Below are 16,097 nucleotides of genomic sequence, written 5' to 3'. Positions count from 1 at the left end.
CGCGCCCGTTTCGATTCATGGCCTCAGACCAATCAGGCGGCGTTTTCTTCGCCTTCGGTCTTCTTGTCGCGGGCGAGTTCCTTGCCGGTGGCCTGATCGACGACTTTCATCGACAGGCGGACCTTGCCGCGCTCGTCGAAGCCCATCAGCTTGACCCAGACCTTGTCGCCTTCCTTGACCACGTCCGAGGTCTTGGCGACCCGGTCGTTGGCAAGCTGCGAGATGTGGACGAGGCCGTCACGCGGACCGAAGAAGTTGACGAAAGCGCCGAAGTCCGCGGTCTTGACGACCGTACCTTCGTAGATCTCGCCGACTTCCGGCTCGGCGACAATGGTGTGGATCCACTTCTTCGCCGCCTCGATCTCCTTGGCGTTGGACGAAGCGATCTTGACCGTGCCATCGTCCTCGATGTTGATCTTGGCGCCGGTCTTTTCGACGATCTCGCGGATGACCTTGCCGCCCGAGCCGATCACGTCACGGATCTTGTCGGTCGGGATGTGCATCACTTCGATGCGCGGTGCGAACTCACCCAGTTCCGAACGCGCGCCGGTCAGAGCATGCGCCATCTCGCCGAGGATGTGCTGGCGGCCATCCTTGGCCTGGTCCAGCGCGATCTTCATGATCTCCTCGGTGATGCCTTCGATCTTGATATCCATCTGCAGCGAGGTGATGCCGCTGGCGGTGCCGGCGACCTTGAAGTCCATGTCGCCGAGGTGATCTTCGTCACCCAGGATGTCGGAGAGAACGGCGAAACGCTCGCCTTCCTTGATCAGGCCCATGGCGATACCGGCGACGGGCTTGGCCAGCGGCACGCCGGCATCCATCAGCGCCAGCGAGGTGCCGCAGACAGTGGCCATCGATGACGAACCGTTGGACTCGGTGATCTCCGAGACGACGCGCAGCGTGTAGGGGAACTGGTCAGCGCTCGGCAGCATCGGGCGAATGGCGCGCCAGGCGAGCTTGCCATGGCCGATTTCGCGACGACCCGGCGAACCCATGCGGCCGGTCTCACCGACGGAATAGGGAGGGAAGTTGTAGTGAAGGAGGAACTTCTCCTTGTACATGCCGGTCAGCGAATCGACATACTGCTCGTCCTCGCCGGTGCCGAGCGTGGCAACGACCAGCGCCTGGGTCTCGCCGCGGGTGAACAGCGCCGAACCATGGGTGCGCGGCAGAACGCCGACTTCGGAGACGATCTTGCGAACCGTGCTCAGGTCACGACCGTCGATGCGCGAACCGGTGTCCAGGATGTTCCAGCGCACGACCTTGGCCTGGAGTTCCTTGAACACGCTGCCGATCTGCTCGGAAGTGTATTTGGCGTCTTCACCTTCGGCGGGGGCAAACGCTGCCTTGACCTTCGCCTTGACGGCGTCGACGGCGGCGTAACGCTTCTGCTTGTCGACGTTCTTGTAGGCATTGCTGAGTTCGTCGCCGACGATCTTCAGCATCTCGGCTTCAAGCGCGGAATAGTCCGGCGCGGTGAAGTCGCGCGGCTCCTTGGCGGCAACTTCGGCCAGCTTGATGATGGCGTCGATAACCGGCTGGAAGCCCTTGTGGCCGAACATGACCGCGCCGAGCATCAGCTCTTCGCCGAGTTCCTTGGCTTCGGACTCGACCATCAGCACGGCATCTGTGGTGCCGGCGACGATCAGATCGAGCTTCGATTCCTGCATCTCGTCGACATGCGGGTTGAGCACATATTCGCCGTTGATATAGCCGACGCGAGCGCCGCCGATCGGGCCCATGAAGGGAACGCCGGAGAGCGTCAGGGCGGCCGAAGTGGCAACGATCGACAGGATGTCCGGATCGTTCTCGAGATCGTGCTGGACGACGGTGACGACGATCTGGGTGTCGTTCTTGTAGCCGGAGGCGAAGAGCGGGCGGATCGGGCGGTCGATGAGGCGGGAAACCAGCGTTTCCTTCTCGCTCGGACGGCCTTCACGCTTGAAATAGCCACCCGGGATCTTGCCGGCGGCGTAGGTCTTTTCCTGGTAGTTGACGGTCAGCGGGAAGAAATCGAGGCCGGGCTTCGGCTCCTTCATCGAAACGACGGTGGCGAGAACCTTGGTCTCGCCGTAGGTGGCGAGCACCGCGCCGTCAGCCTGGCGTGCGATCTTGCCGGTTTCGAGGATGAGCGGACGGCCGCCCCATTCGATTTCCACTTTGTGGTGATTGAACATGTCTTGTCCTTAATATGAGGAAAGGGCCGCGCCGTTTCACGGTGCGCGGATGCCCTTTCCCTGGCTTCCTTTCTCGGGCAGCCACGGGCAAGACAACGGGAAGCTCGGGTGATTTCGGCGCGGTGCGCGCGCGAGCGTCCTGCAATCCTGCCCCATGACCGTCCATGGGCGGTTTCGAGTGCCCTCTGCACGATCGAAACCGGGTCTGGCCAGTCGATGCGACTGGCAGAATGCGCGACCGGCGGGCTCTCCTTCGAAAGCCCGCCGGTCAATTCGTCAACGGCGCAGACCGAGCTTCTCGATCAGCGTCTGGTAGCGCGCGTCGTCCTTGCGCTTGAGATAATCAAGCAGGCTGCGGCGCTGGGAGACGAGAGCAAGCAGACCACGGCGGGAATGGTTATCCTTCTTGTGGTCCTTGAAATGGTCGGTCAGGTTCTTGATGCGCTCGGAAAGGATGGCCACCTGGACTTCCGGAGACCCGGTATCGCCCTTGGCGGTTGCGAATTCACCCATCAATTCCTGTTTGCGCTCGGCAGTAATCGACATCGTGTTTTTCCTTATCTGTTTGAGGAAACGGGTCGCCCTCAGCCGGGATGTCGTCCAGCAGGGGCCGGTGCAAGCAAAACGTCATAGCGCTATGCTGCGGCGCATATAGTGCAATTCCCCGGAAAACACCAGCCCAATTCACAAGCCGGCTTTTCAGGCTAAAATGGCAGGTTTTAGCCTTGTCAAAGCCATTTCTTCCATTTGAAGAAGGCGATCAGCCCGAACGCGACAAGCGCCATGAACAGCAGCGACAAGGGATAGCCATAATAGGCCTTCAGTTCCGGCATGTTCCAGGGCGAAGACTCCGGATCGAAATTCATGCCCCAGATGCCGACCAGGAAGGTGAGCGGCATGAAGATGACCGAGACGATGGTGAGATAGCTGATGACGTCGTTGGTGCGCGCCTGGCTCAGCGACAGGTGCATCTCGATCAGGCCGGTCAGCATGTCGCGCTGGGTTTCGACCAGTTCGATCAGCCGTAGCGCATGGTCGAGCGTGTCGTTGAGGAAGATCTTGGTCTCGGCCTTCACATAGGGCACATCGTTGCGGATCAGCGTCGCCAGCGCATCGCGCATCGGCCACAGCACGCCTTTCAGCACGTTGGCGTCGCGCCGCAATTCATGCAGCTGCCGCATCTGATGCTTGTGCGGCGAATGCAGCATCTGGTCCTCGATGCTGTCGACCGTATCGCCGGCGGCCTCGATCGGCGGAAAGTAGCTGTCGACGATGGCGTCGATCAGCGCATAGGCGAGGTAATCGGCACCGCGGGCGCGCAACCGGTTGGGCGCTGAGCTTTCGATGCGCTTGCGCACGGGATCGAACGGATCGCCTTCACGCTCCTGGAAGGTGACGACGAAATTATTGCCGAAGAAGACGGCGATCTGCTCATAGCGGTGCGAGGCGACGTCGTCGATCATCCTGACGACGACGAAGGCATGATCCTCGAAAAAGTCGACCTTCGGCCGCTGGCCGGTGTTGACGACGTCCTCCAGCGCCAGCGGATGCAGGCTGAAAATGCGGCCGATCTCCTCGATCAGCGGGATGTTGGCGAGGCCGGTACAATCGAGCCAGATAACCGGCCACTTGTCGCAATGGGTGTTGAGGTCGTCGATGCTGGCATTTTCGATAGTCTTGAATTTTTCGGGCGAGATCAGCGTCAGCCTGAGTTCGCTGCGCCGCGCCGAGGGATCGGCGATCAACGTGCCGGGCGACGCACCGACCGGCGGCCGCCGCGTTTTCACTGGTGCCCGCGTCTTCACGGTCTCAGCCTTTGCCATATGCCCCTCGTGCGAGTCCTCGCCTCGACATTAGACGACAGGAGTCACCCGGCAAAGACCCGCTTGGGCTTGAACATGCCTTGCTCGATGGCACCGATGGCGACCAGCTTGCCGCGCGCCGTGGCGCAGGCTTCCTCGGCTACCACCGGTGCATCACGGCCGCGGATGATGACTGGATTGCCGAGGCGGACCTTGGTCGCCGCATCGTCGCTGATGGCGATCTGCGGCAGGCAGTCAAGGGCGGCCGATGTATCGACCAGAAGCGCATCGATGGCGTCGAAGTCGATTGGTACTTCCACCTTGTCGACAGCCTCTGTCGTGTCAGCGGCTTCCGTTGCGTCCGTGACGTCCGTCGTGCTGTCTTCGTCCTGGACACCGAAACGGGCGGCTTCCAGTTCGGCAATGGTGACGAAATCCTCCGCCGTGAACGGCTCGACCTCGACCCGGCGCAATTCGGAAATGTGGCCGAAACAGCCCATGTCGCGGCCCATGTCGCGGGCCAGCGCGCGCACATAGGTGCCCTTGCCGCATTCGACCTCGAAAACAGTATGGTCGGCGCCATGCTCGACAACGTCCAGACGGCCGATCTCGATCTCGCGCGCGGGTATGTCGACTGTCGCGCCGTCGCGGGCCAGATCATAGGCACGCTCGCCCGCGATCTTGATGGCCGAGAATTGCGGCGGCGTCTGCATGATGACGCCAGTGTATTTCGGCAGCAGGGCGAGCACTTGGGCTTGCGACGGGCGCAGGTCGGACTCTTTCGTCACCGGACCTTCGAGGTCATCGGTGGAGCGCTCCTGCCCCCAGGCAACGGTGAAGCGATAGATCTTTGCGCCGTCCTGCACGTAAGGCACCGTCTTGGTGGCCTCGCCAAGCGCGATCGGCAGCATACCGGACGCCAGCGGGTCGAGCGTGCCGGCATGGCCGGCCTTTTCGGCCTGGAACAGCCATTTGATCTTGGAGACGGCTTCGGTCGAGCCCATGCCGACCGGCTTGTCCAGGATCAGCCAGCCCGAGATCGGCCGGCCCTTCTTCTTGCCGCGGCGCGCCACTATTCGGTGTCCTTGTTGTCGTCTTTGCCCTGATCCGCGTTTTCCTGGTCCTCAGGACCCAGATCGCGCGCCACTTCAGGTGACTTCAACAGGTCATTGATCCTGGCAAAATTGTCGAAGGAGGTGTCGAGCTTGAAGCGGAACTCCGGCATGAACTTCATCTGCCGCAGCGCGCCGGAGACACGGCCACGGACGAATTTCGCATGCTTGTTCAGCGCCTCGACCACCGCATCGGTATCCTTGGCGCCGAGCGGCGAGACGAAAGCGGTAGCGACCTTCAAATCGGGCGACATGCGCACTTCCGAAACCGACACCACGGTGCTCTCGATCAGCGGATCGATGATCTCGCCGCGCTGCAGGGTTTCGGATAGCGCATGGCGCACCTGTTCGGCGACGCGCAGCATGCGCTGGGATGGGCTGGATGTGGTTGGACGGGGCATTTTTCTCTATCCTGAAGCGTGAGGCGCGGGATGGGACCGTGCCGCATGTCTCATATGGGTCGTTCTCAATAGACCTCGGGCGGCGGCCTCTCGGCCACCGCCCGGTATGGACAAGTCACTCGAACTCAGAGTGTCCGGGTCACCATCTCGACGCGGAAGCACTCGATGACGTCGCCGACGCGCATGTCCTCGTAGTTCTGGAAGGCCATGCCGCACTCCTGGCCGCCGGGGACTTCCGAAACTTCGTCCTTGAAGCGCTTCAGCGTCTTCAGCGTCCCTTCGTGGATGACGACGTTGTCGCGGATCAGGCGCACCCCCGCACCGCGTTCGACCTTGCCTTCGGTGACACGGCAGCCGGCGATCTTGCCGACCTTGGTGATGTCGAAGATCTCGAGGATCTGCGCGTTGCCAATGAAGGTCTCGCGACGCTCCGGCGACAGCAGGCCCGACAGAGCCGCCTTCACGTCATCCACGAGGTTGTAGATGATCGAGTAGTAGCGGATCTCGATGCCAGCCGCCGCTGCGGCGGCACGTGCCTGGACGTTGGCGCGGACGTTGAAGCCGATGATCGCGGCACCCGAAGTCTCCGCCAGCGACACGTCGCTTTCGGTGATGGCGCCGGCACCGGCATGGACGATGCGCGCACGCACCTCGTCGGTGCCGAGCTTGTCGAGCGCGGCGTTGATCGCCTCGATCGAGCCCTGCACGTCGCCCTTGATGACCAGCGGGAATTCCTTCAGCCCGCTTGTCTGCAATTGCGACATCATCTGCTCGAGCGACCCGCGCTGGCCGGCATGCTTGGCAACCGCCTTCTCGCGCGCCAGACGCTGGCGGTATTCGGTGATCTCGCGGGCACGGGCCTCGTTGTTGACCACGGCGAAGCGGTCGCCGGCCTGCGGTGTGCCCTGCAAGCCAAGCACTTCCACCGGCATCGCCGGCGGCGCTTCCTTGATCTGCGTGCCACGATCGTTGACCAGCGCACGGACCCGGCCCCATTCGTTGCCGGCAACCAGGATGTCGCCCGGCATCAGCGTGCCGGTCTGCACCAGCACGGTGGCGACGGGGCCACGGCCCTTGTCGAGCTGGGCTTCGATGACGACGCCTTCGGCGGTACGATCCGGATTGGCCTTCAGGTCGAGAATTTCGGCCTGCAGCAGGATCGCCTCGAGCAGTTTGTCGAGATTGGTGCCCTTGGTCGCCGACACTTCGACGTCCAGAACTTCACCCCCCATGGATTCGACGAAAACCTCGTGGCGCAGCAGCTCGGAGCGCACTTTCTGCGGATCGGCATCATGCTTGTCGATCTTGTTGATCGCCACGATGATCGGAACGCCGGCCGCCTTGGCATGGCTGATCGATTCGATCGTCTGCGGCATGACGCTGTCGTCGGCCGCAACCACCAGGATGGCAATGTCGGTCGCCTGGGCGCCACGAGCACGCATCGCTGTGAAGGCGGCGTGGCCGGGCGTGTCGATGAAGGTGATCTTGTGACCGTTCTTCTCGACCTGGTAGGCGCCGATGTGCTGGGTGATGCCGCCGGCTTCGCCGGAGACGACATTGGCGTTGCGGATCGCGTCGAGCAGCGAGGTCTTGCCGTGATCGACGTGACCCATGATCGTCACGACCGGCGGACGCGAAACCAGGTCCTCGGCACTGTCGGCGATGTTGAACAGGCCTTCCTCGATGTCGGACTCGGCGACGCGGCGGACCGTGTGGCCGAATTCGGTGGCAACCAGCTCGGCCGTGTCGGCGTCGATGACGTCGCCCGGCTTCAGGATCTGGCCCTGCTTCATGAAGAACTTGACCAGGTCGACCGCGCGCTCGGACATGCGTTGCGCCAGTTCCTGGATGGTGATGGTCTCTGGCAGGATCACTTCGCGCATGACTTTCTCGCGCGGCTCATTGTGCATCGCGCGCTTGAATTTTTCCTGGCGGCGACGCATCGACGACAGGGACCGGGCTCGCGCGTCTTCGTCGGACAATGCTGAATTCAGCGTCAGCTTGCCGCGGCGGCGGTCTTCCTCGGCCTTGGTCGGCTTGGCCGGACGCGCCACTTCGGGCGTGACCGGACGGCGCACCGGTGCGCCGGCACCAACACGTTTCGGCTTGGCCACTTCCTCGTCATCGACTGTTGCCAGTTCGGCGGCCAATGGCGCGCGTCGACGGGCCTCTTCCTCAGCCCGACGGCGGGATTCGGCCTCGGTCTGCAACCGCGCCTCTTCCTCGGCCTGGCGGCGTGCGGATTCATCGCGTTCGCGCTTGCGGCGCTCTTCGTCCTCGGCGCGACGCTTGGCATCCTCGGCGGCGCGCTGGCGGTCCTCGACCTCGCGAACCTTCGAGCCCTCCAGCGCCCTGCGGCGTGCTTCCATTTCACTGCGCGACAGTTCGTTCAGCACCATACCGCTGCGTTCGACCGGGGCCGGCGGCGGTGGTGGCGCCTTCGGTGCTTCCGGCACGACGACGGGTGCGGCCACGACCGCCGGCTTCGGTGTGAAGACGGGGGCGGCAGCAGGCTCCGGCTTGTCGCCGGGCATCGAGAATTTGCGCTTCTTGGTTTCGACGACGACCTGCTTGGTGCGGCCGTGCGAGAAGTTCTGGCGCACAGTGCCCTGTTCCATACCGGGGCGCTTCAGCGTCAAGGTCTTCTTCGGCGTCACACTCAGCGTATTGTCGTCACCCGATTTCGTATCGCTCATTCCATATCCTCTGCGGCATCATCTTCGTCAGCAACAGCCGCAAGCATTGCCAGATCGTCCGGGGAACCGCCCCGATACCGGTCGAGCGCAACCATGCGCTTCTGGACCGCCCTGCCCGCGTCTCCCGCGAGAACGGCAGCATGTATCACATTTGTACCCCCCAATGCCAAGCTCAACTCGGCCTCGGAGAAAAGTTTGTAGGCAAGGATGGCGGGCCCGCCGAGATGGACTGTCGCCCGTCGCGCCTGGCTGATCTTGCGCACGCCGTCGTCGGACGCCTCGGTCGCGTGGAGCACGAAAAGCGCCAATCCACTGCGGACAGCACTTTCTACCTTGGTAGCACCAAGCGAAATTGCGCCTGCCTTGCGGGCAAGACCAAGCATGCCCAGAGCGTGCCTGGAAAGTAGCCCGTCGATCATGCCGCCAAGATCGGGCGGCACGACCACCTGTGCCTTGAAGGCGCGGGCAAAGAGGTTCTTCGCCGCAGCCTTGTCGATATGTAGGCGGTCGGCGCTCACCCAGCAACCGCGGCCGGGCAGATTTCTCTTGATGTCGGGAACGACGGCCGAATCCGGGCCGACGACAAACCGGATCAGATCATCCGGTTCGGCTTGTTTGCGCGTAACGATGCAGGTGCGATCGTTCATCTCGTCCAAGGGCGGGTTCGGTGCGATGCGGTTTCACCTCACGCACCAACGGCTTCGTCAGCCGAGACTTCTTCGGCTGCAAGCTCGTCTTCGGTGATCCAGCCGGCCTTGAGGCGGGCGGCCAGAACCATTTGTTCGGCGTCTGCGCGGGTCACGCCATGATTGGCGAGCACGCCCGGATAGACTTTTGTCTCGCCGTCCTTGCGTTCCTTCCAGCCGGTCAGGTCGTCGGCGGCATAGCCGGCGAAATCCTCGATCGTCTTCACGCCGTCCTCGCCAAGCGTCACCATCATGGCGGTGGTGACGCCGGGGATTTCGCGCAATTCGTCCGAAACGCCGAGCGCCTTGCGCTTGTCGTCGTGCTCGGCCTCGATCTTCTCCAGATATTCGCGGGCGCGGGTCTGGATTTCCGAAGCGGTGTCCTCGTCGAAACCGTCGATAGAGGCGATCTCGCCGGAATCGACATAAGCGACTTCCTCGACGCTGGTGAAGCCTTCGGAGGCCAGCACCTGGCCGACCATCTCGTCGACGTCGAGGGCTTCCATGAACAGCGACGAACGCTCGACGAATTCCTTCTGGCGGCGCTCGGATTCTTCGGCCTCGGTCAGGATGTCGATATCCCAACCGGTCAGCTGCGAAGCCAGGCGCACGTTCTGGCCGCGGCGGCCGATGGCCAGCGACAGCTGGTCGTCGGGAACCACGACTTCGATGCGTTCGGCATCCTCGTCGAGCACGACCTTGGCGACTTCCGCCGGCTGCAGCGCGTTGACGATGAAGGACGCCGCCGAAGGCGACCACGGAATGATGTCGATCTTCTCGCCCTGCAATTCGCCGACGACGGCCTGGACGCGGCTGCCGCGCATGCCGACGCAGGCGCCGACCGGATCGATCGAGCTGTCGCGCGAGATGACGGCGATCTTGGCGCGCGAACCCGGGTCGCGGGCGACCGACTTGATCTCGATGATGCCGTCATAGATTTCCGGCACTTCCATGGTGAACAGCTTGGCCATGAACTGCGGATGAGTACGCGACAGGAAGATCTGCGGGCCGCGCTGCTCGCGGCGCACATCGTAGACATAGGCGCGGACGCGGTCGCCATATTTGTAGTTCTCGCGCGGGATCAGCTCATCGCGGCGGATGATCGCTTCGCCGCGGCCGAGATCGACGATGACGTTGCCGTATTCGACGCGCTTGACGGTACCGTTGACGATCTCGCCGATGCGGTCCTTGTACTCGTCATACTGGCGGTCGCGTTCGGCCTCGCGGACCTTCTGCACGATGACCTGCTTGGCCGACTGGGCGGCGATGCGGCCGAAATCCATGGGCGGCAGCTGTTCAGCGATGAAGTCGCCGAGCTGAGCGTCGGGATTGCGCTCGCGCGCCGAGGAAATGGCGATCTGCGTGGCGTAGTCATCGACCTTCTCGACGACTTCCATCAGCCGCTGCAGCTTCATCTCACCGGTGTTCGGGTTGATGTCGGCGCGGATGTTGGTCTCCTGACCGTAACGCGAGCGCGCCGCCTTCTGGATCGCATCGGCCATGGCGGCGATGACGATCGACTTGTCGATCGACTTTTCACGCGCGACCGCGTCGGCGATCTGCAGCAATTCAAGTCTGTTGGCGCTTACAACCATCGTTTTTCTCCCGAGCCTGTTTGCCGGACCTTTGCGCCCGGCAGCTCAATCATAGTTCCTGTTCGTGTTCTTCCGTGGCGTCCGCTTCCGCACCCGACTCGTCGTCGTCCGGTTCGCCGCGGCGTTTCTTGGCTTCCTTGCGCGCCCTGTTGTCCTTCGACAGGGCATCGCGGATAAGATCGTCTGTCAGGATCAAGCGCACATCGGCAATCGCATCATAGGGGACGCGCACCGTCGGCTCCTCGCCATAGGCGGCCTTGTCGCGCTCGATCAGCACATCGTCTTCGCCGGCTTCGGCGATCTTGCCCTTGAAGCGCTTGCGGTCGGCAACGACGATCGATGTTTCCATCTTCACCAGATGACCCGTCCAGGTCGTGAAATCCGATTTGCGGACCAGCGGCCGGTCGATGCCGGGCGACGAGACTTCAAGATGATAGGCCTTTTCGATCGGATCGTCGACGTCGAGCGCCGGCGACACCGCGCGGCTGACCTCTTCGCAATCCTCGACGGTCATGGTGCCGTCCTCGCGTTCGGCCATGATCTGCAGCGTCAGCCCGTTCTGGCCCGACAGATGCACCCGCACGAGGCGGAAGCCGATGCCACGCAGGACCGGCTGGACAATCAGCGCGATGCGCGCATCGATGCCGCTTTCGCGGATGATGCGATCGTCGCCCTCGCTTGCCGTTGCAGTCATTGAAGCCCTGTCGTTCTACTAGGTTATCGGCAGGTAATAAAAAAGAGCGGGACCGGGTGGACCCACTCTTCGTCATACCGACCAAGAATTTGAGGCTGATATAAACGATCATGGCCTGTGTTTCAAGCCCGCTATGCTGGTCGGGCAACGCCGCCATCGAGGCGGCCCGCGCCAGCGTTGCATGGGGTGCATGGCGCCTATGCGGCCACCCCCATGGGATTGGCGCCGAAACGCACCTACCTATGTTGCGCGGCACAAATGTGGCCGTGCGTCAGGCGTGCGCGAAAGGACATGATCATGAGCAATCGCAAGATATTTTCTGCAATAGGCGACTTCTTCACCGTATTCGGCAGCGCCGTGGCCGCTTCACGGGCCGTGGAAGCCGGTCGCAGGCCGCGCGCCGACGACCTGCGCAACCTCGGCGTCGAGCCTGCCGCCTTCGATCGCATCGGCCGCCGCTTCTAGCTTTGACGCAATTCCGGACGGAAAACCGTTTCACACTTTTCCTGGAATTGCTCTAAGACTGCAAGCTTATTTCCGAATGAAGGTAAGATAGGCCGGCCGCCGGCCCTCACGAATGGCCTTGGCCTCGTAACGGGTGCCCGGCCAGCCTTCATAGGGCCGGTGCCAGTCCGCCGCCTCGCAAGCCTGCCATGCGAACGCGCCATGCGCGCGGCAATGCAGCAGGGTCCAGTTGACATAGGTGTCGATGTCGGACGCAAAGCGGAATTTTGAACCAGGCTTCAGCACACGCGCGAACCGCTCGAGATTGACCGGGCTGACGAAGCGCCGCTTCCAGTGTTTCTTCTTCGGCCAGGGATCGGGATAGAGCAGATCGATGCCGTCGAGCGAGGCTTGCGGCAGCCAGTCGAGCAGCCTTGTGGCGTCGTCGTCATAAACCCGCAAATTGGCGAGCGGTTTCTCGCGCACCGCCATCATCATCTTGGCCATGCCGTTGACGAAGGGCTCGACGCCGATAAAGCCGATCGCTGGGGCCTCGGTCGCACGATGCAGGAGATGCTCGCCGCCGCCGAAGCCAATCTCGAGGCGAACCGCGCGGACATCCGTCTCAAACAAAGCGCTGAGATCAGCCGGCGGCTCGGCCGCCAGATCGAGCCGATATGTACCGAAGCCGCTCTCCAGCGCGGCCGCCTGCTGCGGACGCATGGCCTTGCCGCGCCGGCGACCGAAAAAGGCTTCGGTCGCGCGGCTTGGTCTGTCCTTCGGATCCATGGCGGGACTTTGCGGCGCCGCTGTCAGGCGGCGACCGCGTCCTTGAGCGCCTTGGCGAGATCGGTCTTTTCCCAGGAGAAAGACCCATCACGGCCGGCCTTGCGGCCGAAATGGCCGTAGGACGACGTCTTGGCGTAGATCGGTTTGTTGAGATCGAGGTGACGGCGGATGCCCGACGGCGACAGATCCATTACCGTGCGCAACGCGTCCTCGAGCTTTGCCTCGTCGACCTTGCCGGTACCGTGCAAGTCAACATAGACCGACAGCGGCTGAGCAACGCCGATGGCGTAGGAAAGCTGGATGGTGCAGCGGTCGGCGAGTTTCGCCGCCACGACGTTCTTGGCCAGGTAGCGCGCCGCATAGGCCGCCGAACGATCCACCTTGGTGGTGTCCTTGCCGGAGAAGGCGCCGCCGCCATGGGGTGCGGCACCACCATAGGTGTCGACGATGATCTTGCGGCCGGTCAGTCCGGCATCGCCGTCCGGCCCGCCAATGACGAACTTGCCGGTCGGATTGATGTACCACATGCAATCGTCGGCGATCTTGAGGTCGCCCAGCGCCTCCCGGATATAGGGTTCGACGACCTTGCGGACCTTCTTCGAATCCCAGCTCGCATCGAGATGCTGCGTGGACAGCACGATCTGCGTCGCCTCGGCGGCCTTGCCGTCGACATAGCGAACGGTGACCTGGCTCTTGGCATCCGGCCCGAGCTTGCCGGCTTCACCGCTGCCTTCGTGACGAGCGGCAGCCAGCAGTTCGAGGATCTTGTGGCTGTAGTAGATCGGCGCCGGCATCAAATCCGGCGTCTCGCGGCAGGCGTAACCGAACATGATGCCCTGGTCGCCGGCACCCTCTTCGCCCTGACGGTCGGAGGCATTGTCGACGCCCTGGCCGATGTCAGGCGACTGGCCGTGCAGCAGAACCTCGATCTTCGCCGTTTTCCAATGAAAGCCGGCCTGCTCGTAGCCGATTTCGCGGATCGCCTTGCGGGCGACCGATTTGAACTTGGCCGGATTGACGACCGAATGCCCGGCGGCATCCTTGAGAATATTGCCGGCCTTGTCCCGCTTGAGCAACGTGTCGGGAACACGCACTTCGCCGGCGATCACGACACGGTTGGTGGTGGCCAGCGTCTCGCAGGCGACACGGACTTTCCACGGGTCCATGCCGGTCTTCTTGGCTTCGCGATACACCAGATCGACGATCTCGTCGGAAATCCGGTCACAGACTTTGTCAGGATGGCCCTCGGCAACGGATTCCGAGGTAAAGAAGTAGTTCTGCCGCGTCACGGGTGTCCCCTCTTGAAAAACGATCGGCAGGCTGCCGATTTTGGCGCGCCACGTGTTAGCGGGGCGAAGCGCCGCTCGTCAAGCGGTGCTTCGGTTCTGGCATGATGTCGATGCAGTTATCTTGTGCCACCGGCGGCAAGACGCCGCCAGTCCTGGCGTGATTGCCGATCAGTCGGGATCGTCGGTGGAGAGGGACTTGACCAGGTCTATGATCCTGCGGCGCACCTTGGCGTCCGCGATCTTGACAAAGGCCCGGTTGAGCTGGAGTCCTTCGGGACTGCCGCAGAATTCGACGGCGAAAGCCATCGACGCGTCCTCGGCAAATCCGCGGCCCGCCACGGGCTCCTGGCCGGGCGCATCCTCGAAAAAGAAGGCGACAGGCACGCCGAGTATGGACGCTATCGCCTGCAATCGGCTGGCGCCGACGCGGTTGGTGCCTTTTTCATATTTCTGAATCTGTTGAAATGTGATGCCGAGGTTTTCTCCCAGCTTTTCCTGGCTCATTCCCAGCATGTTGCGGCGAAGCCGGATGCGACTGCCAACATGGATGTCGATCGGATTCGGTTTCTTCTTGTTGTCTTCTGTCATTTTTTCCTCGCCGAATTTTTTCGGCTTTCTCTATTTTTTTCCTGCCCAAACAAAGCCGGAGGCAACTGCCCCAACAGAACGATCCACCGGCTTCGAGAAATTTTCAGGCACTTACAGTATGAGTTTCTAATGTGTGGGCTGTCAATTCACCCGTAGCCTTTGCCTTACGTTCAACAGCGCTGCCCCAACGGCAAACAGCAACATGATCAGCATTCCGTTAATGCACCGTTGGCCGGGAGATATGAGCGCCTGTCCGGAAATCGGTATGTGGGCGTCGATGGCGCCGCGTGCGTCGATCGCAAGCGCATCGACGATGCGCCCACGCGGATCGACGACGGCCGAGATGCCGTTGTTGGCAGCACGCACCAATGGCAATCCATTTTCCACCGCACGGATCTGGGCCTGCCTGAAATGCTGATACGGACCCGGCGTGTCGCCGAACCACGCATCGTTGGTAACGTTCACAATAAGCTGCGCTGACGCAGCGTCAACTGCCACAAGATCGGGAAAGATCACCTCATAACAGATAAATGGCAGCGCACGGATGCCATCGGGCAGCGTGATGGCGTGGCGCTCATTGCCGGCCGCGAAACTCATCGGCCCGGCAACCAGTTGCTCGATGCCGAAACGCTGGAGCAGATCGGCGAAAGGCAGGTATTCGCCGAACGGCACCAGGTGAACCTTGTCGACGGCGTCAGCGATTTCACCCTTGTCGTCGATCGCCACCACGGAGTTGTAGTAACGGCTGTCGGCATTCGCGGCCGAACCGCCTTCCTCGCGAACGACGCCGGCAATCAGCATCTGGCCGGGTCCGAGCATGTCCCCCAGCGCCGTCAATGCGTCCGGACGCTCGGTGAAGAGGAACGGCACCGAGGTTTCGGGCCACAAGATCAGTTGCGGCTTTTGATGGCCTGGGTCCGGCGCCTTGGCCGAGAGCCCCATCAGGACCGCGAAGATGCGGTCGCGCACCGAGGCATCCCATTTTTCCGACAGGTCAACGGCCGGCTGGACGATGCGGACATCCAGGCTGCGTGAAGCTGGCGGTTCGGGAGCGGCAAGCCTGACATAGCCGAAGCCGACATGGGCGGCGGCGAGCACGACAAACAGTGCCGCGCCGAGGCGCAGATGCCGACGTGCCGCCAGCAGTGCCGGCAATGCGAAGACGAACACCGCGAGCGCGTTCATGCCGATCATGCCCGTCACCGAGACGCTCTGCATCAGCAGCGGCACGGGCATGGCCGCGTAGCCGACGGCATTCCAGGGAAAACCGGTGAACAGGAAATCGCGCAGCCATTCCGCCAGGCCGAAGCCGAAGGCAAGGGCGGCGATGCGGCCAATGTCGTTGCTCCACAGCAGCCGGGCAACGATTGCCGCAAAGCCGTAGAAAAAGGCGAGCATGAAAGGAATGCCGACCACCGCGAAGGGAAGCGCCCAGGCAAAACTGTCGGCCTCGACCAGCAGCGCCGAGCCGATCCACCAGAGGCCGGCGAGGAAATAGCCGAAACCGAACCACCAACCGACGGCGAAAGCCGGCCGCAGGCGCTGGAACAGGCTGCCGGAAGCTTCGCCGGTGGCGCCGTCGAGCAGCCAGACCAGCAGCGGAAACGAGACGAAACAGGCGGCGAAGAAATCGTAAGGCGCCTGCCCAAGCACGGCAAAAGCGCCTGCGAGAAACGCCACGAGCGCACGCCGCCAACCCCAAAGCAGAATTATCCGGCCGGTGAGGCGCTCCATGCATACTTCCGAGTCGCGAATCAGGACACAAGATTTAACAGGCTGCGCTCCGCGCTCCAAACGGCGGATGGGCTGGCTGAGATGCAC

The 16,097-nt window shown here is 62.6% G+C and carries 14 protein-coding genes; 1 reads left to right on the top strand and 13 read right to left on the bottom strand.

Annotation, left to right across the window (positions count from 1 at the left end):
* Positions 1–32 precede the first annotated feature (32 nt).
* From pnp to rimP, 9 genes are all read right to left on the bottom strand, one after another.
* Entirely contained in the window at positions 33–2,180 is a 2,148-nt protein-coding gene (gene pnp, locus NKK51_RS22985; RefSeq protein WP_023811402.1) for a polyribonucleotide nucleotidyltransferase, read from the bottom strand.
* Between the two features lie 276 nt (positions 2,181–2,456).
* A complete protein-coding gene (gene rpsO, locus NKK51_RS22980) occupies positions 2,457–2,768 on the bottom strand; it encodes a 30S ribosomal protein S15 (protein ID WP_269470859.1) in 312 nt (103 codons plus the stop codon).
* 140 nt (positions 2,769–2,908) lie between these two features.
* Positions 2,909–4,003, bottom strand: coding sequence for a magnesium/cobalt transporter CorA (gene corA / locus NKK51_RS22975; RefSeq protein ID WP_023811403.1), 1,095 nt, complete (start codon positions 4,001–4,003; stop codon positions 2,909–2,911).
* A gap of 44 nt (positions 4,004–4,047) precedes the next feature.
* A complete protein-coding gene (truB, locus tag NKK51_RS22970; RefSeq protein ID WP_023811404.1) occupies positions 4,048–5,055 on the bottom strand; it encodes a tRNA pseudouridine(55) synthase TruB in 1,008 nt (335 codons plus the stop codon).
* The gene (rbfA, locus tag NKK51_RS22965; RefSeq protein WP_023811405.1) at positions 5,055–5,495 is read right to left on the bottom strand and encodes a 30S ribosome-binding factor RbfA; all 441 of its coding nucleotides are present in this window, start codon (positions 5,493–5,495) and stop codon (positions 5,055–5,057) included. Before rbfA ends, truB begins: the two co-directional genes overlap by 1 nt.
* 125 nt (positions 5,496–5,620) lie before the next feature.
* Positions 5,621–8,191, bottom strand: coding sequence for a translation initiation factor IF-2 (infB, locus tag NKK51_RS22960; RefSeq protein ID WP_352554681.1), 2,571 nt, complete (start codon positions 8,189–8,191; stop codon positions 5,621–5,623).
* Positions 8,188–8,838, bottom strand: a complete 651-nt coding sequence (locus tag NKK51_RS22955) for an RNA-binding protein (RefSeq protein ID WP_352554717.1) — start codon at positions 8,836–8,838, stop codon at positions 8,188–8,190. The genes infB and NKK51_RS22955 overlap by 4 nt, the downstream gene beginning before the upstream one ends.
* A gap of 38 nt (positions 8,839–8,876) precedes the next feature.
* A complete protein-coding gene (gene nusA / locus NKK51_RS22950; protein ID WP_013527896.1) occupies positions 8,877–10,472 on the bottom strand; it encodes a transcription termination factor NusA in 1,596 nt (531 codons plus the stop codon).
* Positions 10,473–10,521: 49 nt separating this feature from the next.
* Positions 10,522–11,166 (bottom strand): ribosome maturation factor RimP, encoded by a 645-nt coding sequence (gene rimP, locus NKK51_RS22945; protein WP_013527897.1) that lies wholly within the window; start codon positions 11,164–11,166, stop codon positions 10,522–10,524.
* A gap of 297 nt (positions 11,167–11,463) precedes the next feature.
* Between rimP and NKK51_RS22940 the strand changes: the two genes are divergently transcribed.
* Positions 11,464–11,631 (top strand): hypothetical protein, encoded by a 168-nt coding sequence (locus NKK51_RS22940; RefSeq protein ID WP_013527898.1) that lies wholly within the window; start codon positions 11,464–11,466, stop codon positions 11,629–11,631.
* A 66-nt stretch (positions 11,632–11,697) separates the two neighbouring features.
* Here NKK51_RS22940 and trmB read toward each other — a convergent pair whose 3' ends face one another.
* The 4 genes from trmB to lnt form a co-directional block, all read right to left on the bottom strand.
* Positions 11,698–12,399, bottom strand: coding sequence for a tRNA (guanine(46)-N(7))-methyltransferase TrmB (trmB, locus tag NKK51_RS22935; RefSeq protein ID WP_352554680.1), 702 nt, complete (start codon positions 12,397–12,399; stop codon positions 11,698–11,700).
* A gap of 23 nt (positions 12,400–12,422) precedes the next feature.
* Positions 12,423–13,688 (bottom strand): methionine adenosyltransferase, encoded by a 1,266-nt coding sequence (metK, locus tag NKK51_RS22930; RefSeq protein ID WP_023811409.1) that lies wholly within the window; start codon positions 13,686–13,688, stop codon positions 12,423–12,425.
* Between the two features lie 168 nt (positions 13,689–13,856).
* A complete protein-coding gene (locus NKK51_RS22925; RefSeq protein ID WP_023811410.1) occupies positions 13,857–14,276 on the bottom strand; it encodes a helix-turn-helix domain-containing protein in 420 nt (139 codons plus the stop codon).
* 141 nt (positions 14,277–14,417) lie between these two features.
* Complete coding sequence (gene lnt / locus NKK51_RS22920; RefSeq protein WP_352554679.1) at positions 14,418–16,010, bottom strand: apolipoprotein N-acyltransferase; 1,593 nt, start codon at positions 16,008–16,010, stop codon at positions 14,418–14,420.
* Positions 16,011–16,097 lie beyond the last annotated feature (87 nt).

It is taken from the genome of Mesorhizobium sp. M0011, assembly GCF_040324155.1.
Classification (GTDB): Bacteria; Pseudomonadota; Alphaproteobacteria; order Rhizobiales; family Rhizobiaceae; genus Mesorhizobium.
This window is presented reverse-complemented; position numbering and strand designations above follow the sequence as displayed.